Source organism: Janibacter cremeus, from assembly GCF_029395675.1.
GTDB lineage: Bacteria > Actinomycetota > Actinomycetes > Actinomycetales > Dermatophilaceae > Janibacter > Janibacter cremeus_A.
Genome location: NZ_CP115184.1, coordinates 2,925,467 through 2,948,021 on the forward strand (window position 1 = coordinate 2,925,467; position 22,555 = coordinate 2,948,021).

General features: G+C 71.5%; 25 protein-coding genes. 14 read left to right on the forward strand and 11 right to left on the reverse strand.

Going from position 1 to position 22,555, the window contains the following annotated elements; all coding sequences use genetic code 11:
* The first annotated feature begins 1 nt into the window (after position 1).
* The gene (locus tag O9K63_RS13955) at positions 2-1,000 is read left to right on the forward strand and encodes an inorganic phosphate transporter (RefSeq protein WP_277238788.1); all 999 of its coding nucleotides are present in this window, start codon (positions 2-4) and stop codon (positions 998-1,000) included.
* A 131-nt stretch (positions 1,001-1,131) separates the two neighbouring features.
* Here the strand turns inward: O9K63_RS13955 and pstB are convergent, their stop codons facing one another.
* The 8 genes from pstB to O9K63_RS13995 form a co-directional block, all read right to left on the reverse strand.
* Entirely contained in the window at positions 1,132-1,911 is a 780-nt protein-coding gene (gene pstB / locus O9K63_RS13960; protein ID WP_277238790.1) for a phosphate ABC transporter ATP-binding protein PstB, read from the reverse strand.
* A 35-nt stretch (positions 1,912-1,946) separates the two neighbouring features.
* Positions 1,947-3,041 (reverse strand): phosphate ABC transporter permease PstA, encoded by a 1,095-nt coding sequence (gene pstA / locus O9K63_RS13965; protein ID WP_277238792.1) that lies wholly within the window; start codon positions 3,039-3,041, stop codon positions 1,947-1,949.
* Positions 3,041-3,988, reverse strand: coding sequence for a phosphate ABC transporter permease subunit PstC (pstC, locus tag O9K63_RS13970; RefSeq protein ID WP_277238793.1), 948 nt, complete (start codon positions 3,986-3,988; stop codon positions 3,041-3,043). The genes pstA and pstC overlap by 1 nt, the downstream gene beginning before the upstream one ends.
* A 92-nt stretch (positions 3,989-4,080) precedes the next feature.
* Positions 4,081-5,199, reverse strand: a complete 1,119-nt coding sequence (gene pstS, locus O9K63_RS13975) for a phosphate ABC transporter substrate-binding protein PstS (protein WP_277238795.1) — start codon at positions 5,197-5,199, stop codon at positions 4,081-4,083.
* 211 nt (positions 5,200-5,410) lie between these two features.
* The gene (locus tag O9K63_RS13980; RefSeq protein WP_277238797.1) at positions 5,411-6,370 is read right to left on the reverse strand and encodes an NUDIX hydrolase; all 960 of its coding nucleotides are present in this window, start codon (positions 6,368-6,370) and stop codon (positions 5,411-5,413) included.
* A 1-nt stretch (position 6,371) separates the two neighbouring features.
* Positions 6,372-8,645, reverse strand: coding sequence for an RNA degradosome polyphosphate kinase (locus tag O9K63_RS13985; RefSeq protein WP_277238798.1), 2,274 nt, complete (start codon positions 8,643-8,645; stop codon positions 6,372-6,374).
* An 8-nt stretch (positions 8,646-8,653) separates the two neighbouring features.
* Positions 8,654-9,559: a mycothiol synthase gene (mshD, locus tag O9K63_RS13990; RefSeq protein ID WP_277238800.1), complete on the reverse strand. Its 906-nt coding sequence runs from the start codon at positions 9,557-9,559 to the stop codon at positions 8,654-8,656.
* Positions 9,556-10,269, reverse strand: a complete 714-nt coding sequence (locus O9K63_RS13995; protein ID WP_277238802.1) for a winged helix-turn-helix transcriptional regulator — start codon at positions 10,267-10,269, stop codon at positions 9,556-9,558. The genes mshD and O9K63_RS13995 overlap by 4 nt, the downstream gene beginning before the upstream one ends.
* Positions 10,270-10,312: 43 nt before the next feature.
* Between O9K63_RS13995 and O9K63_RS14000 the strand changes: the two genes are divergently transcribed.
* Together O9K63_RS14000 and O9K63_RS14005 are read left to right on the forward strand one after the other, a co-directional pair.
* Positions 10,313-11,149: a hypothetical protein gene (locus tag O9K63_RS14000; protein ID WP_277238804.1), complete on the forward strand. Its 837-nt coding sequence runs from the start codon at positions 10,313-10,315 to the stop codon at positions 11,147-11,149.
* Between the two features lie 29 nt (positions 11,150-11,178).
* Entirely contained in the window at positions 11,179-11,673 is a 495-nt protein-coding gene (locus O9K63_RS14005) for an FABP family protein (RefSeq protein WP_277238806.1), read from the forward strand.
* 478 nt (positions 11,674-12,151) lie between these two features.
* Here the strand turns inward: O9K63_RS14005 and O9K63_RS14010 are convergent, their stop codons facing one another.
* Positions 12,152-13,165: an LCP family protein gene (locus tag O9K63_RS14010; protein WP_277238807.1), complete on the reverse strand. Its 1,014-nt coding sequence runs from the start codon at positions 13,163-13,165 to the stop codon at positions 12,152-12,154.
* Positions 13,166-13,288: 123 nt separating this feature from the next.
* Here O9K63_RS14010 and O9K63_RS14015 point away from each other — a divergent pair, with 123 nt between their 5' ends.
* The 8 genes from O9K63_RS14015 (at position 13,289) to O9K63_RS14050 (ending at position 18,341) form a co-directional block, all read left to right on the forward strand.
* Complete coding sequence (locus tag O9K63_RS14015; protein WP_277238809.1) at positions 13,289-13,726, forward strand: Fur family transcriptional regulator; 438 nt, start codon at positions 13,289-13,291, stop codon at positions 13,724-13,726.
* Positions 13,723-14,742: a YgfZ/GcvT domain-containing protein gene (locus O9K63_RS14020; protein WP_277238811.1), complete on the forward strand. Its 1,020-nt coding sequence runs from the start codon at positions 13,723-13,725 to the stop codon at positions 14,740-14,742. The genes O9K63_RS14015 and O9K63_RS14020 overlap by 4 nt, the downstream gene beginning before the upstream one ends.
* 208 nt (positions 14,743-14,950) lie before the next feature.
* Positions 14,951-15,538, forward strand: a complete 588-nt coding sequence (locus O9K63_RS14025; RefSeq protein WP_277238813.1) for a helix-turn-helix domain-containing protein — start codon at positions 14,951-14,953, stop codon at positions 15,536-15,538.
* On the forward strand, positions 15,535-16,149 hold the full coding sequence (locus O9K63_RS14030; RefSeq protein WP_277238815.1) for a hypothetical protein: 615 nt from the start codon (positions 15,535-15,537) through the stop codon (positions 16,147-16,149). The genes O9K63_RS14025 and O9K63_RS14030 overlap by 4 nt, the downstream gene beginning before the upstream one ends.
* 51 nt (positions 16,150-16,200) lie before the next feature.
* Complete coding sequence (locus O9K63_RS14035) at positions 16,201-17,187, forward strand: asparaginase (protein WP_277238817.1); 987 nt, start codon at positions 16,201-16,203, stop codon at positions 17,185-17,187.
* Entirely contained in the window at positions 17,184-17,612 is a 429-nt protein-coding gene (gene dtd, locus O9K63_RS14040) for a D-aminoacyl-tRNA deacylase (RefSeq protein WP_277238819.1), read from the forward strand. The genes O9K63_RS14035 and dtd overlap by 4 nt, the downstream gene beginning before the upstream one ends.
* 25 nt (positions 17,613-17,637) lie before the next feature.
* On the forward strand, positions 17,638-17,934 hold the full coding sequence (locus O9K63_RS14045) for a DUF2516 family protein (RefSeq protein ID WP_277238821.1): 297 nt from the start codon (positions 17,638-17,640) through the stop codon (positions 17,932-17,934).
* A 41-nt stretch (positions 17,935-17,975) separates the two neighbouring features.
* Positions 17,976-18,341: a phosphomannose isomerase type II C-terminal cupin domain gene (locus tag O9K63_RS14050; RefSeq protein ID WP_277238823.1), complete on the forward strand. Its 366-nt coding sequence runs from the start codon at positions 17,976-17,978 to the stop codon at positions 18,339-18,341.
* Here the strand turns inward: O9K63_RS14050 and O9K63_RS14055 are convergent.
* On the reverse strand, positions 18,329-19,156 hold the full coding sequence (locus tag O9K63_RS14055) for a class I SAM-dependent methyltransferase (protein WP_277238825.1): 828 nt from the start codon (positions 19,154-19,156) through the stop codon (positions 18,329-18,331). The two genes, O9K63_RS14050 and O9K63_RS14055, sit on opposite strands and share 13 nt — an antisense overlap.
* Before the next feature lie 100 nt (positions 19,157-19,256).
* Here O9K63_RS14055 and mshA point away from each other — a divergent pair, with 100 nt between their 5' ends.
* The 3 genes from mshA (at position 19,257) to O9K63_RS14070 (ending at position 21,856) form a co-directional block, all read left to right on the forward strand.
* A complete protein-coding gene (mshA, locus tag O9K63_RS14060) occupies positions 19,257-20,498 on the forward strand; it encodes a D-inositol-3-phosphate glycosyltransferase (protein ID WP_431190395.1) in 1,242 nt (413 codons plus the stop codon).
* A complete protein-coding gene (locus tag O9K63_RS14065; protein ID WP_277238827.1) occupies positions 20,495-20,989 on the forward strand; it encodes a YbjN domain-containing protein in 495 nt (164 codons plus the stop codon). The genes mshA and O9K63_RS14065 overlap by 4 nt, the downstream gene beginning before the upstream one ends.
* A gap of 135 nt (positions 20,990-21,124) precedes the next feature.
* The gene (locus O9K63_RS14070) at positions 21,125-21,856 is read left to right on the forward strand and encodes a phosphoglyceromutase (protein WP_277238829.1); all 732 of its coding nucleotides are present in this window, start codon (positions 21,125-21,127) and stop codon (positions 21,854-21,856) included.
* Positions 21,857-21,860: 4 nt separating this feature from the next.
* On the opposite strand, the gene phoU is transcribed toward O9K63_RS14070, so the two are convergent.
* On the reverse strand, positions 21,861-22,541 hold the full coding sequence (gene phoU, locus O9K63_RS14075; protein ID WP_277238830.1) for a phosphate signaling complex protein PhoU: 681 nt from the start codon (positions 22,539-22,541) through the stop codon (positions 21,861-21,863).
* Positions 22,542-22,555 lie beyond the last annotated feature (14 nt).

A 22,555-nucleotide genomic window follows, 5' to 3' on the forward strand; every position in this document is an offset into this window, starting at 1 on the left:
CGTGGACTGGATCCCGGTCGCCCTCGTCACCCTCCTGGCGATGGGCTTCAACTACACGAACGGCTTCCACGACGCGGCGAACGCGATCGCGACCTCCGTCTCCACCCGGGCGCTGACCCCGCGGGTGGCGCTGGCCATGGCCGCGGTCGCCAACCTCTTCGGCGCCTTCTTCGGTGCCAAGGTGGCCCAGACCGTCGGGCAGGGCATCATCGAGGCGCCGAACGGTCACCTGGGTCTCGTGCTCTGCGCGGCCGCGCTGATCGGAGCCATCGGGTGGAACATGCTCACCTGGTGGTACGGGCTCCCCTCCTCCTCGTCGCACGCGCTCATCGGCGGGCTCGGTGGGGCGGCACTCGCCGCCGGCGCCGGCGTGCAGTGGATGGGCATCCTCGAGAAGGTCATCATCCCGATGCTGTTGTCCCCGATCGTGGGCATCATCGTCGGGTTCCTCGTGATGCGGCTGATCCTGAGGATCTTCCACGACGCCCACCCCGGGCGGACCAGGCGGGGCTTCCGCTACGCCCAGACCGCCTCGGCCGCGGCGATGGCCTTCGGCCACGGCATGCAGGACGCCGCCAAGACGGCCGGTGTCGTCGTGCTCGCGCTGACCGTCGCCGGCTACCAGGACGGTGGCGACCAGAGCATCCCGCTGTGGGTTCTCGTGATGTCCGCCGTCGTGATCTCGATGGGGACCTATGCCGGTGGCTGGCGGATCATGCGCACCCTGGGCCGCGGGATCATCCACCTCGACCCGCCGCAGGGCTTCGCGGCCGAGGTGACCGCCGCCTCGATCCTGTACGTCGCGACGGCACTGCGCGCCCCGATCTCGACGACCCACGCGATCACCTCCGCGATCATGGGCGTCGGCGCGACGAAGTCGCTCAAGGCCGTCCGGTGGGGCGTGGCGAAGAACATCGTCGGTGCCTGGGTCTTCACCTTCCCCGGCGCGGGCCTCAGCGCCGCGATCCTCATGTGGGTCCTCCGGCCGATCTTCATCTGAGCCGGTCCCACCCGCCGCATCTCCCCAGGGACGTGCGCACGGGTGCCGGGACCCCGGAACGACGAACGGCCGGTGGACCCCCTGCGGGTCCACCGGCCATCGTCTTCCCCCGTCCCCCGGGGGGAGTCTGCTCAGCCGAAGCGCCCCGAGATGTAGTCCTCGGTGGCCTGCTGGCTGGGGTTGTTGAAGATCTTCGACGTGTCGTCGAACTCCACGAGTTGGCCGGGCTTGCCGGTGCCCTCGATGTTGAAGAAGCCGGTGCGGTCCGACACCCGGGCCGCCTGCTGCATGTTGTGGGTGACGATCACGATCGTGTAGTTCTCCTTCAGCTCCGTGATCAGGTCCTCGATCGCGAGCGTGGAGATCGGGTCGAGGGCGGAGCACGGCTCGTCCATGAGGACGACCTCCGGCTCCACGGCGATCGTCCGGGCGATGCACAGACGCTGCTGCTGACCACCGGAGAGACCGGAGCCGGGCTTGTCGAGGCGGTCCTTGACCTCGTTCCACAGGTTGGCGCCGCGGAGCTTGGACTCGACGAGGTCGTCGGCGTCGGACCGACTGATCCGCTGGTTGTTCAGCTTCACGCCGGCGAGGACGTTCTCCCGGATGGACATCGTCGGGAAGGGGTTGGGCTTCTGGAAGACCATGCCGACCTTCCGGCGCACGAGGACCGGGTCGACCCCCTTCGCGTACATGTCCTCCCCGTCGAGGACGACGTGGCCGTCGACCCTGGCTCCCGGGATCACCTCGTGCATGCGGTTCAGGGCCCGCAGGAAGGTGGACTTGCCGCAGCCGGAGGGACCGATGAGGGCGGTCACGGCGCGGGGCTCGATGGTGATCGAGACGTCCTTCACGGCCAGGAAGTCGCCGTAGTAGATGTCGAGGTTCTTGACGTCGATGCGCTTGGACACGTCAGGTGTTCCTTGTCTGGTCTGGTCTGCTCGGGTCAGCGACCGGTCTTGGGGGCGAAGAACTTGGAGATGAGGCGGGCGATGATGTTCAGCGCCATGACGATCAGGATGAGCGTCAGGGCGGCCGCCCACATCCGCGCGAAGTACGGCTCCTTGGGGATGCCGGGGGTCGCATAGCTGTAGTAGGCGAAGATCGGCAGCGTCTGCATGCGCCCGTCGAAGGGGTTGAGGTTCAGCGAGTCCGTCGTGCCGACGGTGACCAGCAGGGGTGCCGTCTCACCGATGACGCGGGCGACCGCCAGGGTGACGCCGGTGGCGATGCCGGCGATGGCGGTCGGAAGGACGACCTTGACGATCGTGAGCCACCGCGGCACGCCGAGGGCGTAGCTCGCCTCGCGCAGCTCGTTGGGCACCAGGCGCAGCATCTCCTCGGTGCTGCGGACCACGACGGGGATCATCAGCACCGTCAGTGCCACCGCTCCGATGATGCCCATGCGCACACCCGGGCCGAAGAAGAGGATGAACAGCGCGATCGCGAAGAGACCCGCGACGATCGAGGGGATCCCCGTCATGACGTCGACGAAGAAGGTGAGCCCCTTGGAGAGCGCGTTCCGGTTGCTGTACTCCACGAGGTAGATCGCGGCGAAGATCCCGATCGGGACCGAGATCAGCGTCGTCAGGCCGGTGATGATCAGCGTGCCCATGATCGCGTGGTACGCGCCGCCACCCTCACCCATGACCCCGCGCATCGACCACGTGAAGAACTGGGCGTCGAACCGCTCGAGGCCCATGGAGGTGACCTCCCACACCACCGACACCAGCGGCAGGAGGGCGATGAGGAACATCGTCGTGACGACGCCGGTGATCACGCGGTCCACCGCGTGCCGGTGCCCCTCGACGATGCGCGAGATCGTGTAGATCCCGACGAGGTAGATGACGGCGGCGACGGCGCCGGCGGCGATGAGGTTCCACCCCCACAGCAGCGAGGTGACCAGGACGCCCAGGACGACGGACGCTGCGAGCACGGCCCAGCGGACGGGCGTGGTCAGCGTGCTGCGGCCGCGGGTGCCGCCCAGCTGGCGGTCAGGAGCCCGGTTCGGGGCCGGTGCCTCGGTGTTGGTCGTGGTCATCAGTTGGCTCCCGAGAACTCGGACCGCCGGGAGACGATCCAGCGGGCGAACATGTTGACGAGCAGGGTGAGGAAGAAGAGCACCAGGCCGCTCGCGATGAGGGTGTTGACGTCCAGCCCGCTCGACTCCGGGAACTGCAGGGCGATGTCACCGGCGATGGTGCCGGGGTTCGCCGAGCTCGTGATCACCGGGGTGAACCGTGCGGAGGCCGACAGGATGACGGCGACGGCCATCGTCTCGCCGAGTGCCCGGCCGAGGCCGAGCATCGCACCGGAGATGATGCCGGACTTGCTGAAGGGGATCACGGCCTGCTTGATCATCTCCCAGCGCGTGGCACCGAGGGCCAGGGAGGCCTCCTCGTGCAGGCGCGGTGTCTGCAGGAAGACCTCGCGGTTCACGGCGGTCATGATCGGCAGGATCATGATGGCCAGGACCAGGCCGGTCACCAGCATCGACTTCGGGCTGGCCGGCCCCCCGAAGAGCGGGATGAACCCGAGGTACTCGATCAACCCCTGCTGGGTCGGCATCAGCCACGGTCCGAAGACGTAGAAGCCCCACAGGCCGAAGATGACTGAGGGCACCGCCGCGAGCAGGTCGATGATGTAGCCGAGCAGCGACGCGAGCCGCCGGGGGGCGTAGTGCGAGATGAAGAGCGCGATGCCGATGGCCAACGGGGTGCCGACGACCAGTGCGATGACCGCGGCCACGACCGTGCCGAAGAGCAGGGGGGCGATGTAGTGGACGAGGCCCTGCCCACCGCGCACCTCCTCGGGCGAGGCGGTGATGGCCGGCATCGCCTGCCACACCAGGAAGGCGGCAACGAGGAAGAGCACGACGAGGATGGTGACGCCGGCCGAGAGGGACAGGCCGGCGAAGATCGCGTCGCCGCGCCGTTTCCTGGCGCTGGTGAATCCGGTGTCGCCGGGAGCTTGGGGGACTGAGCTCACGAGTGGGACTCCTGTGGGAAGGGGGACGGACACGGCCGCGGCGGCCCACGACCGGCTGAACCGATCATGGACCGCCTTGGGCCGCTAGTGCATCACTTTGCGGAGATCGCCTCGATGGCAGTGGTGGCGTTCTTCCGCGTGGCGTCGCTGATGGGAGCGGAACCGGCCGTCTCGGCGGAGGCCTGCTGGCCCTCCTCGCTGACGACGTGGGTGAGCCAGGCCTTGACGAGGTCGGCCGTCTCGGCGTCGTCGTACTGGGTGCAGGCCAGCTCGTAGGACGCCAGGACGATCGGGTAGGTACCGGCCTCCTTGGTGTCGCGCTCGATGTCGGTGGCGTAGTCGAACTCGCCACGGTCCTTGACCTGGGTGGAGGCCTCGATGATCTTGGCGGCGGCCTCGGAGCTCGGGCCGACCCAGTCCTCGCCCACCTTGACCTTCGCGGCGGGCAGCTCGCCGATCTGCGAGACGTCGGAGTAGCCGATGGCGCCGTCGGTCGACTCGACGGACTGGACGACGCCCGTGGTGCCCTTGGCAGCGGTGCCACCGGAGACCGGCCAGTCACCGGAGACCTCGTGCGACCAGGCGTCACCCGCCGCGACGGAGAGGTAGTCGACGAAGTTCTCGGTGGTGCCCGACTCGTCGGAGCGGTTGACGACCGTGATCGGCGTCGACGGCAGGTCGGCGTCCGGGTTGTCCTCGGCGATCGCCTTGTCGTCCCACGTGGTGATCTTCTGGTCGAAGATCTTGGCCAGGGTCTCGGGGGAGAGCTGCAGGTCCTCGACGCCCTTGACGTTGTAGGGCACGGCGATGGGGGAGATGTAGGCGGGGATCTCGATGAGGTTGCCCTCGCCGCCGCAGCGCTCCTGCGCCTTGGTCAGCTCGTCGTCGGCGAGGTAGGCGTCGGATCCGGCCCACGGCACGGCGCCGGAGACGAACTGCTCGCGGCCACCGCCGGAGCCGACCGGGTCGTAGTTGACCGTGGCGTCCGGGTTGGCCTCGAGGAAGCCCTGCTTCCACGCGTCGACGGCGGCGGCCTGCGAGGAGGCTCCCGCGCCGGAGAGGGTGCCGGAGACACCCCCGTTGCCCTCGCCGGAGCCGCCACCGGCGCCCGAGCCGGACTCGTTGCTGGCGCCGCAGGCGGCGAGGCTCAGGGACAGTGCCAGGGCGGCGGTTGCGGTCAGGGCCTTGCGACTGCGGGTGGAACGAATCACGTCTGTTGGACCTCTCTACGGGGGTGGGCACGTCGTGTCACGGCGGTCCGCCGCGACCGCCGTGGTCGTACACCCATGAAGGTAGGCAGCCACGGTGACCGGATGGGCCCCAGATGGTGAACAATCGGTGAAGAGGACCTGCACACTGCGTGGTGCGCTCGCGCGGCGGGCGTGACCGGGGTAACAACGAGGAGAGTGTGTCCACGACCGGTCATGTCCGGTCCTCGGGGTGGTGCCGCTCCGCGGCGACGACCTGGGCGCCCTCGCCGGTGCCGACGACGTGCGCGACCAGCACCTCCCCTTTCGCCATCCCGCGCTCGACGACGTCCTCGAGGACGGACCGGGCGATCAGCCCCGGCGCGAGGGTCGCGTCGACCCGCTCCAGGAGGCAGGCCACGAGCTCGGGCAGGACGGGGCCGTGGCTGCAGACCGCGGCGGCGACGCCACGCTCGAGGAGCCGCTCGACGTGGTGGCGGGCCTTGCCTGGGGCCTGCTCGTGGCCCTCCTCGGACAGGCCCGGCTTCGGCCGCAGCCGGACACCGCTGGCGGCGGCGTACGGCGCGAGCGTGTCGCTGGCCCGCACGGAGGGGCTGGTCACCAGGCGGGTGATGCCGTAGGCGCCGAGGAGCGGGACGAGGTCCTCGGCCTGCGCGCGTCCCGCCTCGTCGAGCGGGCGCAGGGCGTCCTCGTGCCGCCACGAGGAGCGCGAGCGTGCCTTGGCGTGGCGCACGATGGCCAGCGGCCACGTCGACAGCGTCCCCTGCACGTCGGCGGCGGCGACCGCTCCGAGCTGGGCCCGGTCGTGGGCGTAGCTGAGCCGGTCGGCGGCGATGTCTGCCTCGAGCCAGGCCACCTCGTCGACCTCGTGGATGAGCCCGCCGTCCCCGCCGGTCACCTCGGCGGCCCAGTACCGCACCTCCTTGACCGCGGAGCGACCCCGCTGCGTCGTGGTGTACGTCGTCGTGGGCAGCGGGTGCCCCAGGCGCACCCGCAGCCCGGTCTCCTCGAGGGTCTCGCGGGCAGCCGCGGCGGGGAAGGCCTCGCCCGGGTCGAGCTTGCCCTTGGCCCAGGACCAGTCGTCGTAGCGGGGACGGTGGACGAGGGCGACCTCGAGGCGGCCGCGACGACGTCGCCACGGCAGGGTTCCCGCGGCGAGGACGGAGGCTCCCACGTCAGCGCCGCGCCTTGCGGCGAAGCTTGGCGTGCATCGCGATGAAGGCCGCCTGGATGTCCGGCAGCGGCTGCCCGTCCTCGCCCTCGTGGATGCGGGTCCAGCGCCCGTCGCCGGCGAGCCTCCAGTGAGCGTAGTCGCCGGACATCGCCCGCTCGACCATGTCGTAGATCTGCTCCACGTGGCCCGGGTCGACGATCCTGACCATGGCCTCGACCCGGCGGTCGAGGTTGCGGTGCATCAGGTCGGCACTGCCGATCCACGCCTCGCGGTCGGCGCCCCGGCCGAAGAGGAAGACGCGGGAGTGCTCCAGGAACCGGCCGAGGACCGAGTGCACGCGGATGTTCTCGCTCAGCCCGGCGATGCCGGGGCGGATGGTGCAGATCCCGCGGATCCAGATGTCGATGGTCACGCCCGCCGTGCTGGCGCGGTAGAGGGCGTCGATGGTCGCCTCGTCGACGAGCGAGTTGGCCTTGATGCCGACGTAGCCGTCACCCGAGCGCGCCTGCCGCTCGACCTGCTTCCCGATCCGGTCGAGCAGGCCGTCACGGGCGGTGCGCGGGGCCACGAGCAGGCGCTTGAACTTCGTGCGCGGAGCCACCCCGGAGAGCTGGTTGAACAGCCGGGTGAGGTCCTCGCCGACCTCGGGGTCGGCGGTGAGCAGGCCCATGTCCTCGTAGAGACGGGCCGTCTTGGGGTTGTAGTTGCCCGTCCCGACGTGACAGTACCGCTTGAGCCCGTCGGCCTCCTGGCGCACGACGAGCGCGAGCTTGCCGTGGGTCTTCAGCCCGACGATGCCGTAGACGACGTGCACGCCCGCGTGCTCGAGCTTGCGGGCCCACTCGATGTTGTTCTCCTCGTCGAAGCGTGCCTTGATCTCGACGACCGCGAGGACCTGCTTGCCCGCCTCCGCGGCGTCGATGAGGGCGTCGACGATGGGGCTGTCGCCGGAGGTGCGGTAGAGCGTCTGCTTGATCGCCAGCACGTGCGGGTCGGCGGCCGCCTGCTCGATGAAGGCCTGCACGGAGGTGGAGAAGGAGTCGTAGGGGTGGTGCAGCAGCACGTCCTGCCGAGCGATCCGCCCGAAGAGGTCGGCCGCCTTGGACGTCTCCGCGGGTGCGAGGTCGGCGTTGGTCCCGGCGACGAAGGGGGCGAAGTGCAGGTCGGTCCGGTCGATGTCGGCGATCTCGTTCAGCCCGCGCAGGTCGAGCGGCCCGGGGAGTCGGTAGACCTCCTCGTGGGTCACCCCGATCTCGCGGCTGAGCAGCTCCATGACGTGGTCGTCCAGGTCGTGCTCGACCTCGAGGCGCACCGGTGGGCCGAAACGGCGGCGGGTCAGCTCCTTCTCCAGCGCGGCCAGGAGGTTCTCGGCGTCGTCCTCCTCGACCTCGAGGTCCTCGTTGCGGGTGACCCGGAAGGAGTAGTGCTCGTGGACCTCCATGCCGGGGAAGAGCCTGTCGAGGTGGGCCGCGATGACGTCCTCGAGCGGGACGAAGCGGGCCTCGAAGAGGTCGGAGGTCACCGTGGCGCTCGCCCGCCGCACCTGCAGGAAGCGCGGGAGCGAGGGCGGCATCTTGATGCGCGCGAAGTGCTCCTTGCCCGTCTTGGGGTTGATGAGGATGACGGCGAGGTTCAGCGAGAGCCCGGAGATGTAGGGGAAGGGGTGGGCGGGGTCGACGGCCAGCGGCGTGAGGACCGGGTAGATCTGGTTGAGGAACATCTCCTCGAGGCGGTCCTTCTCGGACTGCTCGATGGCGTCCCAGCGCACGATGCTGATGCCCTCGTCCTCGAGGGCCGGCCGCACGCTCTCCTCGAAGATCCGCGTCTGCATCGCGGTGAGGTCGTGGGCGATCCGGGCGACCTGCTCCAGCACCTCGCGCGGCTCGAGCCCGGACGTGCTGCGCACGGCGATGCCCGTGGCGATGCGGCGCTTGAGCCCGGCGACCCGGACCATGAAGAACTCGTCGAGGTTGCTCGCGAAGATCGCGAGGAACCGGGCGCGCTCGAGCAGCGGGACGGTCTCGTCGGCGGCGAGCTGGAGCACCCGCTCGTTGAACTGCAGCCAGCTGATCTCACGGTCGAGGAAGCGGTCGCCCGGCAGGTCGTGGGGCCCGTCGGCCTCCGCACCGCTGATGCGCACGAAGCGGCCGTTGGCCGCGCGTGGACGCAGCTCCGGCGTCGATGCCGGAGCTGCCGAGGAGATCGTCACGTCGGCAGCCCGGGGACGGACCTCGGCGTCCTCGCGGGAGGCCTTCACGGCGGACCTGTCGGACATGGCCGACATCATCCCACGGTGTCGTGAACCACGCGTGAATACATGACGTGGACGGCCTTGCGCCCGAAGCCGACCCGTCGGTACGTCGCCAGGGCCGGGTGGTTGTCGCCCTCGACGTACAGCTCGACCTCCCGCACGCCGCGTCGGGCCAGGTGCGCCAGCCCGAGCCGGGTGAGCGGACCGCCGAGCCCGCGCCCGTGCAGGTCGGGGTGCACGCCGACGACGTAGACCTCACCGACGTCACCGTCCGGTGGGTCGACCTTGGTCCAGTGGAACCCGGCGAGACGGTGCCCGGCGGTGGCACCGTCGTCCACCTCCTCCACCAGGATCAGCCCCTCGGCCTCGAACCACGGCTGCTCCATCCGCTCGGCCAGACCCGCGGCGTCGAGGTCGCCCTGCTCGGGGTGGCTGGCGAAGGCGGCGGCGTTGACCGCCAGCAGCGCGTCGTCGTCGCGGCCGGGCTCGAAGGGCCGATGGGTGAACCCCTCGGGCAGCGTCGGGTCGACCTCGTCGCCGTCGGCGACCGGCCGGGAGAGCACGAGCAGCTCGCGCACGACCTGCAGGCCCAGCGAGGCCGCGAGCGCCCGGGAGGCGGGCAGGTCGCCGTGCGCCCAGGGTCGGGCGTCGGGGCGACGCTCGAGGACAGTGGTCAGGAGGGCCGAGCCGGCCCCCTTCGCCCGGGCGGCGGGGACGACGAAGGCCTCCACCGAGCCGTCGGCGGCGATCTGCGCGTAGCCGGTGAGATCCCCGTCGTCGGTGGCGACGAGGTGCTCGCCCTCGCGGGGCAGACCGAGCAGGAAGGCCTCGCTCAGCGGGGCGACGCCGTCGGCGGCGGTGGTCTCCTCTGCCGCGGCGCGCACCGCCTCGAGGTGGTCCGGCTCGAGCCGGGCGAAGGGGGTGACCTGCGTCGTCATGCCGGCACCCCCGCTCCCTCGGTCGACCCGACACCCTCGTCGCGGGCGGGGACGAAGCGGTAGCCGACGTTGCGCACGGTGCCGATGAGCTGCTCGTGCTCACTGCCCAGCTTCGCCCGCAGTCGCCGCACGTGGACGTCGACGGTGCGGCTGCCGCCGTAGTAGTCGTAGCCCCACACCTCGTGGAGGAGCTGGTCACGGGTGAAGACCCGACCGGGGTGCTGGGCGAGGTGCTTGAGCAACTCGAACTCCTTGTAGGTGAGGTTGAGCACCTGCGACCCGAGTCGGGCCGAGTAGCTCCCCTCGTCGATGATGAGGTCACCCGCGACGATACGGCCGTCCTCCTCCTCCTCGGACCCGGCGGTGCGGCTCGTCGCCAGGCGCAGCCGGGCCTCGACCTCGGCCGGCCCGGCGGTGTCGAGCAGGACGTCCTCGACGTGCCAGTCGGCGTTGACCGCGGCGAGACCGCCCTCGGTGAGCACGGCGATGACCGGCCGGGAGGTGCCCGTCGCGCGGATGACCCGGCACAGCGCACGCGCCTGCACCAGGTCCTGGCGGGCGTCGACGAGCACGACGTCGGCGTCGGGGGAGTCCAGGAGGACGGACGCGTCCGGGGGCAGCGTGCGCACCCGGTGCCCGAGCAGGCCCAGCGCCGGCACGACGCGGTCGCTGGGCGCCAGGTCGTGCGTCAGCAGCAGGAGGTGGCCCATGGCCCCCAGATTATGCCGTCCCCGGCCCGATACCCTCTGCCTCGTGCCCACCTCCGCAACGAACGAGCCGACGACGCGGGCCGCACGACACGCCCAGCGTGCCGCCGAGCGCGTGGCCGACCGTGGTGTGCCGGCACCCCGGCCGCGTCCCCTGGTGATCGCCGGCGCCGTCGTCAGCGCGCTCGCGCTGGCCGGGTCCGCCGCGAGCGGCCTGCGCGGACTCGAGATCGCCGTGGTTGTGCTCGCCGCCCTGGTCGTCGCCGTCGGGTGGCCGCGCCTCGTGGGCTCGCCGACGCCCAGGGGCTCCTCGGTGGTCCTCGCCGTCACCACCGTGGCCCTCGGCGCAGCCCTGCTGGCCAAGGGGGCGGAGCCGCTCCTCGAGCACGTCCCCGCAGCCGTCGCGGCCGGGATCATCGCGATGTGCCTGCACCCGCTCGTCCAGGAGTCGGCGCGTGCCGACCTCGCGCGCGGGCTGACCGGTACGGCGCTCGGCATCCTCGTCATCTCCTGCGGCGCGGTGCTCACCAGCACCGTGCCCCACGGGGCGAGCCCGGTCGTCATCGCGGGGATCGCGCTCGCGGTGGCGGCCCTCGTCGACCTCCTGACCGAGCGCGCCCGGCTGGTGGCGTGGATGCTGCCCGTCGGCATGCTCGTCGGCGGGGTCGCCGCCGTGGCCGCCCACTGGATCCTCGACTCCGGGATCGAGCCGTGGGCCGCGCTCGTCGGCGTCCTCGGTGCCGGCGTGGCGCTGTCCCTACGGCGGGCGCTGTCCCAGCAGCCGGCCGTGGACGGTGTCCTCGGCGGCGTCGCCACCGGCGTGGCCTCGGTGCTCGTCGTGGGTCCGCTGCTGCACCTGATCTCGCGACTGCCCATCGGTTGAGGCGCCTGCCCGGCGCCTAGGATGGGCGGGTGTTCACTCTCGACCCCACGATCCACCCGGACATCGCCCCCCTCGCCTGGCTCGTCGGCCGCTGGGAGGGTGCCGGTGTCCTCGGCTACCCGACGATCGAGTCGGCCAACTTCGGGCAGGAAATCATCGTCAGCCACGACGAGCGCCCCTTCCTGCGCTGGGAGAGCCGCTCGTGGATCCTGGACGACCAGGGTGCCAAGGTCCGCCCCGCGGGCACCGAGCTCGGCTTCTGGCGCCCCGGCGGCGAGGGCGAGGTCGAGCTGCTGCTGACGCACCCCACGGGGATCGTCGAGATGTACTTCGGCACCATCGAGCCCGGCCGGATCGAGATGGCCACCGACGGTGTCATGCGCAGTCCCCACGCCAAGGCGTACACCTCGGCGAAGCGCATGTACGGCCTGGTCAACTCCAACCTCATGTGGGTCATGGACATGGCCGCCGTCGGCGAGCCGATGACCAGCCACCTCTCCGCGGAGCTCAAGCGCGTCGAGTGAGTGTCGTCGCCGCGACCGTCCCGACCCACGCCGGCTGAGGTCGCCGCGCCCGTCTCACCCACGCCGGCTGAGGAGGTCGCCCCGCGACCGTCTCGAAGCCACCACACGCGTGCACCGTCACGGGCGAAGGGAGACGGCCGCCCTTGGCGCACAGTCCGCGGACGTGCGTACGTCTCACACCCGAGCGGATCGGTGCGGGCCTGTGGCCTGGGTCGGGTGAGCCCCTCCCTTCGCCCGCTCCACCCGAGCGCATCGGCGTGGCCTGTGGCCCGGGTCGGGTGAGCCCCTCCCTTCGCCCGCTCCACCTCTCCACTGACGGGTCGAGGGTGACGTCGAAAGTGGCGGTTGGCCCACGTCCTACCGTGGGCCAGCCGCCAACAACGACGTCAGCCTCCGGCCCCCGGCGCATGGTCCGAGGGGGCGAACCGATGGCCGCACCCTCCCCTCGACCCGCGCGAGGCAGCGCGCAGGCGCGGGCTCAGCTGGTGGTGGAGTCGTCGTAGGACGCCAGGTCGTCGGTGCGCAGGGCGTCGCTGAGGGCGGCCATGCCCTTCTCGTCGAGGATGTCGATGGACTCGCCCTCGGCGGTGGTGCCGTAGCCGCTGAACGGCGCGGTGATGAAGTGGATGTCGCCGCCGCGGACCGAGCGCAGCCGGATGGCCTCGCTGCGGATGACGTTGCCGGTGAGGCCGTCGTCGACGACCGTGTGCTCGGTCCCGGCCTCGATCACGCCGTTCAGGCGGCCGGGGTTGAGCAGCACCGACGGGTCCAGGGTCTCGCGCATGATCGCCTTGAGCCAGGCCTGCTGGCGCTGACCGCGCGAGATGTCCCCCTCCGCGAGCTGCTTGCGCTCGCGGACGTAGTCCAGGGCCTGGGCGCCGTCGAGCTGCACCGGGCCGGCGGGGTAGTCCGGGCCGGGCTGGGTGTTGTTGACCGTGACCCCGCCGAGGGCATCGGTCAGCTGCTTGAAGCCCTCGAAGTCCGTCTTGGCGACGTGGTCGATCTTCACCCCGACGAGGTCCTGGATGGTCTGCACCAGCAGCGGCGACTTGCCGTAGGCGTAGGCGGCGTTGATCTTGTCCTCGCCGTGGCCGGGGATCGGCACGAAGAGGTCGCGGGGGAAGTGGATGATCCAGACGTTCTCGTGGTCCTTGTCGACGTGGACCAGCTGGATGACGTCGGCGCGGCTGTTCGTCTCGCCCGGGCGGGCGTCGGAGCCGATGACGAGGTAGTTGTCGCCGGCGTCGTCGACGAGCTTCGTGCCCTTGCTCGTCGTCGTGTTGTCCTTGCTGTCCCCGAGGAGGTTCTCGTGGGTGAGGCCGCGGTCGACCTTGCTGCTGACGAACCAGCCGTACCCGCCGGCGCCGATGCACACGAGCAGGACCACGGCGAGCAGCGAGACCAGCACGCGGCGGCCGCGACCCATCCCGCGGCGGCGTCGGCGACGCGGGGCGTCGGAGGAGGCCGCGGTGTCATCGAATTCTTCGAGCATGGGGCACAGGGTACGGGCGATGGGTGGGAGGACGCCGAGACCCCGCCGAGCCGTGGCTGGGCGTGGTCGGCGGAGGGCGCGAGGGGTCTGCCCGGGCGCGAGCACAGCCCGTAGATTGGGGGTATGGACGATCCGGGTGAGGTGCTGCGCCGCCACGGTCTGCGCATGACCGAGCAGCGGCGGCGCGTGCTGGGTGCGTTGACCCGGCGATCGCACCTGACTCCCGACTCCATCGCCGCGCTCGTGGCGACGGACGGAGGACCCGAGCTGCCCCCGTCGACCATCTACCGCACCCTCGACGCCCTCGAGGAGGTCGGTCTCGTCGAGCACACGCACCTCGACCACCGGGCGCCGACCTACCACCGCGCGGGACGGCACGGCCACCTGCACCTGCGCTGCCGCGACTGCGGGCGGGTGACCGAGGTCGACCCGGCCCTGGCGACCCCCTTCGCGGATGCCGTGCGCGGCACCACCGGCTTCGTCGCCGACCTGACCCACATGGCCATCCACGGTCGCTGCGCGGACTGCGCCGGCGACACCGACACCGAAGGAGGGGCATGACCGCCTCACCACTGCTCCAGGCACCCGGCGCCGTCGTCGGCGAGGGACTCGACGCGGGCGTCGCCGCCCACTACGGCGACCCGATGCGGGAGCAGCGACTGCTCTCCGAGGGCCTCGCCGTCGTCGACCTCTCCCACCGCGGGGTCGTCACCGTCTCCGGCCCGGACCGCCTGTCCTGGCTGCACTCGCTGACCTCACAGCAGCTGACCGACCTGCCGCCGCGCACGTCGGCAGAGTCGCTCGTCCTCAGCCCCAAGGGCAAGGTCGAGCACGCCCTCCATGTCGTCGACGACGGCGAGCGGACCTGGCTGACGGTCGAGCCGGGCACGGCGCCCGACCTCGCCGCTTGGCTGGACTCGATGCGCTTCATGCTCCGGGTGGAGGTCGAGGACGTCAGCGACCGCTACTCCGTCCTCGGCGAGAGCGTGGACCGCGAGGGCCGCGAAGGGGAGCCGCCGACATGGCTGGACCCGTGGCCCCGGGTGGTCGGGGACACCGCGACGTACGGCCCGCCTCCCGAGGAGCACCCCGGCAGTGCGCGGCGCTGGCGGGAGGTGATCGTGCCGCTCGAGGAGATGACCGCCGCGGTCGGCGACCGCGAGCTCGCCGGGACGTGGGCGGCGGAGGCCCTGCGGGTCGCCGCCTGGCGTCCGCGCCTCGGGGCGGAGACCGATCACCGCACGATCGCCCACGAGGTCGACTGGCTGCGCACCGCCGTGCACCTGCACAAGGGGTGCTACCGCGGCCAGGAGACGATCGCACGGGTGCACAACCTCGGGCGTCCGCCCCGACGGATCGCCTTCCTGCACCTCGACGGCTCGGGACACGTCCTGCCGGACGTCGGCGCCGAGATCCGGCTGGGGGAGAAGGTCGTCGGGCGGATCACCTCCCGAGCCCGCCACCACGAGGACGGGCCGATCGCGCTGGCGGTGCTCAAGCGCAACACCGACTCGGGCGCCGACCTGCTCGTCGACGGGGACATCGCCGCCGCGCAGACGGAGATCGTCCCCCGCTGACCGAGCGTGTGCCCGTGGTCGAGGATCGTGCGCAGACCGCCCCGAGATGCGCGGTGAGGTCTCGTGCCTCCGCTCCTGCTCCACCCCGGGGGCAGCTGCCCGTGTGGTGGAGCAGGAGCGGAGGCAACGGAGCGACGGCAGATGAGACGTCGGTCACGACCGCTTCCTCTGGCTTGCAGACGCTAACTGCAGCAAGCACAATGGAGTCATGTCCAAGAATCCGCTCGATGCCCTCCCGGGCAACCTGGGCAACAACCTGGGCGAGTACCTCCGTGAGCAGCGCATGCTCGCGAAGCTCTCGGTGCGGCAGCTGTCTGCGTTGGCCGGGGTCTCCAACCCCTACCTGTCGCAGATCGAGCGGGGCGTGAAGCGGCCGAGCGCCGACATCCTCCAGCAGATCGCCAAGGGACTGTCGATCTCCGCGGAGACCCTCTACGTCCAAGCCGGTCTGCTCGACCCCAAGGACGCCGCGGCCGAGGCGGCGGCCAACACCCGATCGGCGATCCGCTCCGACCCGGCGCTCACGCCGCGGCAGCGGCAGACGCTGCTGGAGATCTACGAGTCCTTCGTCGGGACCGACCAGTCCCGCACGAAGGACACCGCCCCGAAGAAGCCCACCCCCACGAAGGGCGCGACCTCGGGCACGAGGACCACCTCCCCGCGAGTGGCCACGAAGAAGGCCGCGACGAAGGCCACCACGAGAACCGGCGGCACCACGTCGTCGGCCCGTACGAAGAGCTCGCCGAAGGCGTCGGGCTCCACACACCCGAAGTCCACCCCAAGGAGAGACTCATGAACGTCACCACCACCGTCAAGAAGGTCGTCACCGACCAGACCTACGCGACCGTCGGCGCGACCGACCTCGTCGTCGAGACCTTCCGCGGCTACACCTCGCAGATCGCTGCCCTGCGCTCCGAGCTCGAGCCGAAGAAGGTCCAGGCCCGCGTCAAGGCCGCCCCGACCGACGCCCAGAACTACTACGCCGACCTCACCAAGCGCGGTGAGGACCTCGTGGCCCGCCTGCGCAAGCAGAAGGCCACCCAGGAGCTCATCGACCAGGCCGAGGCCACCGTCGCGCTGGGCCGGGGTCTCGTCGACACGGTCCGCAAGGCCGCCTCCGACGTCGAGCGCTCCGCGAAGACCACCCTGACCGTCGGGCGCAACGAGGCCGCCAAGGCCAGCGAGGCCGTCGCGGACTCGGTCGACGTGGACACGGAGAAGGCCAAGACGGCCGTCGCCGACTCGGCCAAGCGCACGACCACCGCGGCGAAGGGCACCCGGACCACGGCGAAGAAGGCCGCGAACCGCACCCGCACCGCGACCAAGTCCACCGGCGCCGGCGCGAAGAAGACCGCCGCCAAGACGGCCAAGGCCGCCGAGAAGTCGGCCGAGAAGACCGGCAACTGAAGCGCAGAAGCGCATCAACCGATGCTGTGGTGAGCCGGTAGCCTGCGGCGGGTGACCGCCCAGGCCCCTGACACCACCAGCCTCGACGAGGCCCCCGTGCTGGTCCACGTGACCCGCGGGGGCTTCGTCGAGTCCGCCCACCGAGCGACGCTCGTCGCGACCGACGCCGACGGGGGGACCCCCCTTCGCCACGGCCGGGTCGACGACCCCGTCCTGCCGCGCTCCTCGCTCAAGCCGATCCAGGCGCTGGCGATGGTCCGCGCCGGGCTGGACCTGCCGCCCCACCTGCTCGCCCTGGTGTGCGCGAGCCACTCCGCGGAGGAGGTCCACCGCGAGGGTGTCGCCGAAGCGCTCGCGAGCGCGGGGCTCGACCTGACCGCACTGCAGAACACCCCCGCCCTGCCCCTCGGCGAGCTCGAGCACGCGCGCTGGCTCGCCGCCGGACGCGCCCCCGAGCCGGTCGCGCAGGACTGCTCCGGCAAGCACGCCGGCATGCTCGTCACCTGCAAGGTCAACGGCTGGTCGATCGAGGACTACCTCGACCCCGCGCACCCCCTGCAGCAGGCGATCCGCGCGACCACCGAGGAGGTCGTGGGCGCGGTGACCCACACGACGGTCGACGGTTGCGGCGCACCGCTCTTCGCCGTGCCGCTGCGGGGTCTGGCGGCGGCCTTCGGTTCCCTCGCCGCCGCGGACGAGGGCTCGGACGAAGGGAGGGTCGCCGCGGCCATGCGCGCCGCACCGCACATGGTGGGCGGCACCGACCGGGACGTCACGGCCTTCATGGAGTCCGTGCCCGGCCTCATCGCCAAGGACGGCGCCGAGTCCGTCTACGCCGCAGGCCTGCCCGACGGTCGGGGTGTGGCGATCAAGGTCGCCGACGGCACCTCCGGAACCCGCGCGCGCCGCGGCCTGCTCGCCCACGCCCTGCTCGCGCTCGGCGTGGACACCGAGGGCCTGCGCGCCCTCGCCGACCAGCCGGTCCTCGGCCACGGCCGCCCGGTGGGCGCCGTGGAGGTCGTCGGGCTGACCGCATGAGGACGGTCGTGCAACGGGTGACCTCGGCCCGCGTGCGAGTCGGCGAGGAGACCGTCGGCGAGATCGGACCCGGCCTCGTCGCCCTCGTCGGCGTGACCCACGACGACGGGCCCGAGGAGATCGCGACGACGGTGCGCAAGATCGCCGAGCTGCGCATCATGGCCGGCGAGACGTCCGTGACCGACAGCGGCGGTGCGGTGCTCGTGGTCAGCCAGTTCACGCTGCACGCCGACATCCGCAAGGGGCGGCGCCCCTCGTGGAACGCCGCCGCCCCGGGGCCGGTCGCCGAGCCCGTCGTCGAGGCCGTCGCCGCGGGGCTGCGCGAGCGCGGCGTGACGGTGGCGACCGGCCGGTTCGGCGCCGAGATGGCCGTCGACATCCACGGTGACGGTCCGGTGACCCTCGTCATCGACGTGCCCGCCTAGGTTGCCTCGCCAGTAGGCTGGGTACGTGCAGATCATCGGTCAGATCCAGGGCTGGATCATCCTCGGTCTGGGGCTCCTCGCCCTGGCCACGGAGGCCTACGCCCTCATCCACGCCGTCCGGCAGCGCCCGGACGCCTTCACGGCTGCCGGCAAGAAGTCGAAGACCTTCTGGGTCGCGGCCCTCGCCCTCGCCACGCTCCTGGGCTTCGCCGTGCTCGGCAGCGGCCTCGGCCTGCTGGCGATCATCGGCATCGTCGTCGCCGGCGTCTACCTCGCGGACGTGAGGCCCGCCATCGACACGGTGATGGGTCGCGGCCGTTGAGCCGCGGCACCATGCCTTGTCCATCACCAGGGGGAGAGTCCGTGAGCGACCTGCCTGACCCGCGACGGTCGATCTTCGTCTCGCAGCGCCCGTGGGGCCGGTTCGAGCAGTTCACCAGCAACGAGCCGACGAGCGTCAAGCTCGTCACCGTCGAGCCGGGCCACCGCCTGTCGCTGCAGACCCACGAGCACCGGGGCGAGTTCTGGCAGGTCCTCGACGGGCCGCTGGACGTCACCGTCGACGACGAGTCGTGGTCGGCGCAGGCCGGCGAGAAGGTGTGGGTGCCCCCGGGCGCCGTCCACCGGCTGGGCAACTCGGGTGACGCGCCGGCCCGGGTCCTGGAGATCGGGTACGGCGACTTCGACGAGGCCGACATCGTGCGCCTCGACGACGACTACCGCCGCTGAGGTCCCGCCAGCGGGCCGGATCGCGAGGCCACGAGCGACCACGGGACGGTCAGCTCACCCAGTCGCCACCGGTCGGACCGGCCGATGACCGGGACATCCTTCGCGACCTCCCCGATGGCGGCCACCGCCCGCTGCCGGGCCCCGTACGGGGCGAAGGGGGCCGACCACCGCCACGCGTCGTCCAACCGCTCGAGCAGGTCGTGGACCGGCTCGCCCGGGACGTTGCGGTGGATCAGAGCCTTGGGCAGGCGCGCGGCGACCGCTGAGGGTTCCCGCCGCGGGCCGAGGTCGCGCAGTCGCCACGAGAGGGTGAGCGTGCGCGGTCCCTCCGGCCCGAGGGTGATCCAGCTGCCGAGGCGGCCGAGCTCGTCGCAGGTGCCCTCGACGAGGATGCCGTGCTCGTCCAGCCGCTCGAGCATCGTCGCCCAGTGCCCCTCGACCTGGCTCTCGTCGTACTGACGCAGCACGTTGAAGGCGCGGATCACGCGGGCCCGCCGCCCGCGGGGCAGGGGCACCTCGAAACCGCCGAGGGCGAACTCCACGCCGGGGCCGGCCCATGCCTGTGCGCTCGCGACCCGCACGGGGTCGATCTCCAGACCGCGCACCCGTGCCTCGGGGCGCACGGTGCGCACCCGCTGGGCCCACTCCGCCGTCGTCACCCCGCTGGCGCCGTGGCCGAGGTCGACGAGGACCGGCGGCGGCCCGGCGCGCAGGAGACTGCGGTGAGTCGAGACCAGCCAGCGGTCGCACCGGCGCAACCTGTTCGGGTTCGTCGTTCCCCGCGTGATGCTGCCGACGGGACGCTGGCTGGACACCCGGGAAGCGTAGGCCGAGCCGGGACACAACTACGCTGTCGGGGTGGACGATCGAGTGAAGGGCGGTCCGGTGAGCGATCAGCCGATCCGCCGAGTGGCCATGATCAGCGTGCACACCTCGCCGCTGGAGCAACCCGGCACGGGTGACGCCGGCGGGCTCAACGTCTACGTCGTCGAGTCCGCCCGCGAGCTGGCCGCCCGTGGCGTCGAGGTGGAGATCTTCACCCGGCGCACCGCGGCCGATCTGCCGGACGTCGTCGAGATGGAGCCGCGGGTACTCGTGCGCCACGTCGACGCCGGCCCCTACGAGGGCCTGCTCAAGGAGGACCTGCCGGGTCAGCTGTGCGCCTTCGCCGCGGGGATGATGCGGGAGATCGCCCGCGTGCCCCAGGGGCACTACGACCTGGCGCACTCGCACTACTGGCTCTCGGGGCAGGTCGGCTGGCTCGTCGCCGAGCGCTGGCAGGTGCCCCTCGTGCACACCATGCACACGATGGCGAGGGTGAAGAACCGCCAGCTCGCCGAGGACGACGTCCCCGAACCACTCGGGCGTGAGATCGGGGAGATCCAGGTCGTCGACATCGCCGACCGGCTCATCGCCAACACCCTGCAGGAGGGCGACGAGCTCATCGAGTACTACGACGCCGACCCGGACGCGGTCGAGGTCGTGCCGCCCGGCGTCGACCTGACGACCTTCACCCCGGGCGACAGGGACGACGCGCGCTCGCGGGTCGGCCTGCCGAAGGACGCGGTCGTCCTCCTCTTCGTCGGCCGGATCCAACCGCTCAAGGGCCCGGACGTCCTCGTGCGGGCCGCGGCCGAGCTGCTCGAGCGGCGCCCGGAGCTGCGCGACCGCCTCGTCGTCGCCGTCCTCGGTGGCGCCTCGGGCCGCGGGCTCGTGGCACCGGACCGGCTGCACCAGCTCGGGGAGGAGCTCGGGGTCACCGACGTCCTGCACCTCGCACCGCCCGTGAGCCGGGCGGAGCTGGCCGACTGGTACCGCGCCGCCGACCTCGTCGCCGTCCCCTCGCACACCGAGTCATTCGGCCTCGTGGCCATCGAGGCGCAGGCCAGCGGGGCGCTCGTCGTCGCGGCGGACGTCGGCGGTCTGCGCACCGCCGTCGGCGACGGCGGCGTGCTCGTCCCCGGCCACGACCCCCACGTCTGGTCCCGGCACCTGGAGGTGCTCATCGACGACCCGGCCGAGGCCGAGCGGCTGCGGCGGCGTGCCCGCTCGCACGCCGAGTCCTTCGGCTGGTCGGCGACGGTGGACCGACTCCTCGATGTCTACGCTGGGGCCGTGGCCGAACGGCACAACATGCTCGTGGAGGTGGCGCGATGAACGATCGGGAGCAGGCCCTCGAGGTGGTGCGCTCGGTCATCGCCGAGGCCGGCATCGAGAACGAGCCCGGCGCGCGCGACGGCGAGATCGTCGTCACCCTGCCGGGGGAGCAGAAGCTGAAGACGGTCGCCTCGCTCCTCGTCGGTGAGCAGGCGCTGTCCGTCTCCGCCTTCGTCATCCGCAACGCGGACGAGAACCACGGCCGCTTCTACCAGTTCCTGCTGCGCCGCAACCTGCGCATGCGCCTGCTCGCCTACTCCATCGACTCCTCCGGTGACGTCTACGTCGGGGGGAGGATCCCCCTTCGCGCGGTGACTCCGGAGCTGGTCGACCAGCTCCTCGGCCTCCTGCTCGAGGCGGCGGACGAGCCCTTCAACGAGCTGCTGCTCATCGGCTTCCGCAGCTCGATGCAGAAGGAGTGGGACTGGCGCGTCTCCCGCGGGGAGTCCCTGCGCAACCTCGAGGCGTTCCGCTCGGTCCTCGAACACTGAGCCCCGCGGCTCGGGTCGATGGGGATGCGGCCCGACTCAGGGAGTGAGGAACGAACGACCAAGGGCCGTGTGCCCATCGGCCTGTGCCGCGTACCCGTCCGCGTGGGACGGGGCTGCGTCGCTACGCTGGGCCCCATGTCGACACTGATCCTGCTGCGCCACGGGCGCTCTGACTGGAACGAGAAGAACCTCTTCACCGGCTGGGTCGACGTCGACCTGATCGACCGGGGCCGTGAGGAGGCCGTGCGCGGCGGTCAGCTGATGAAGGAGGCGGGGATCCTCCCGGACGTCGTGCACACGTCGGTGCTGCGCCGGGCGATCACCACTGCCAACATCGCCCTCGACGAGGCCGACCGGCACTGGATCCCGGTGCGTCGCGACTGGCGCCTCAACGAGCGCCACTACGGCGCCCTGCAGGGCCTGGACAAGGCAGCCACGCGGGAGAAGTACGGCGAGGAGCAGTTCATGCTCTGGCGCCGCAGCTTCGACACCCCGCCGCCGCAGATCGACCCCGACAGCGAGTACGCCCAGACCGACGACCCGCGGTACGCCGGCATCGAGGTGCCGCGCACCGAGTGCCTCAAGGACGTCATCGAGCGCTTCATGCCCTACTGGGAGGGCCCGATCCGCGAGGACCTCGCCGCCGGCCGGACCGTCCTGGTCACCGCGCACGGCAACTCCCTGCGCGGGCTCGTCAAGCACCTCGACGGGATCAGCGACGAGGACATCGCCGGTCTGAACATCCCGACCGGCATGCCCCTCGTGTACGACCTGGGTGAGGACTTCATGCCCACGCGCCCGGCCGAGTACCTCGACCCCGAGGCCGCCGACGCCGAGGCCGCGAAGGTCGCCAACCAGGGCAGGTAGTGCGTCAGGCGCCGTCGTCGACGTCGACGTCCTCATGGTCGACGCCGTCGGCCTCGCCGGTGACGAGGAAGCGCACGCGGCGGGCGACGGTGACGGCGTGGTCGCCGAAGCGCTCGTAGTAGCGGCTGAGCAGGGCGACGTCGACGGCCGCGCTGCTGCCGTGCTCCCAGCGGCTGTCGGCGAGACGGGCGAACATCGAGCGGTGCAGCTCGTCGAGCTCGTCGTCGATCTCCTCGATCGCGCGGGTGCCCTCGAGGCTCTGCGTCACGATGATGTCGGCGACGCGCGCGACGATGCGCTCGGCGACGTGACCCATCTGGAGGAAGGACGCGCGCATGTCGTCGGGGACGGCGTTCTCCGGGTAACGCAGCCGGGCGACCTTGGCCACGTGACGGGCGAGGTCGCCCATCCGCTCCAGGTCGCTGGACATGCGCATGGACGTGACGACGGCCCGCAGGTCGCTCGCGACGGGGGCCTGCCGGGCCAGCAGGTCGATGGCCTTCGAGTCGAGCAGGTTGCGACGCTCGTCGATCTCCTGGTCGGCCTCGATGACCTGCTCGGCGAGCTGGACGTCGGCATCGAGCAGCGCGGACGTGGAGCGGCGGATCGCCGAGCCGACGAGGTGGGCGAGCTCGACGAGGTCGTTCGACACCTGCTTGAGCTCCTCGTGGAAGACCTGGCGCATGGGTCGCCTTTCGT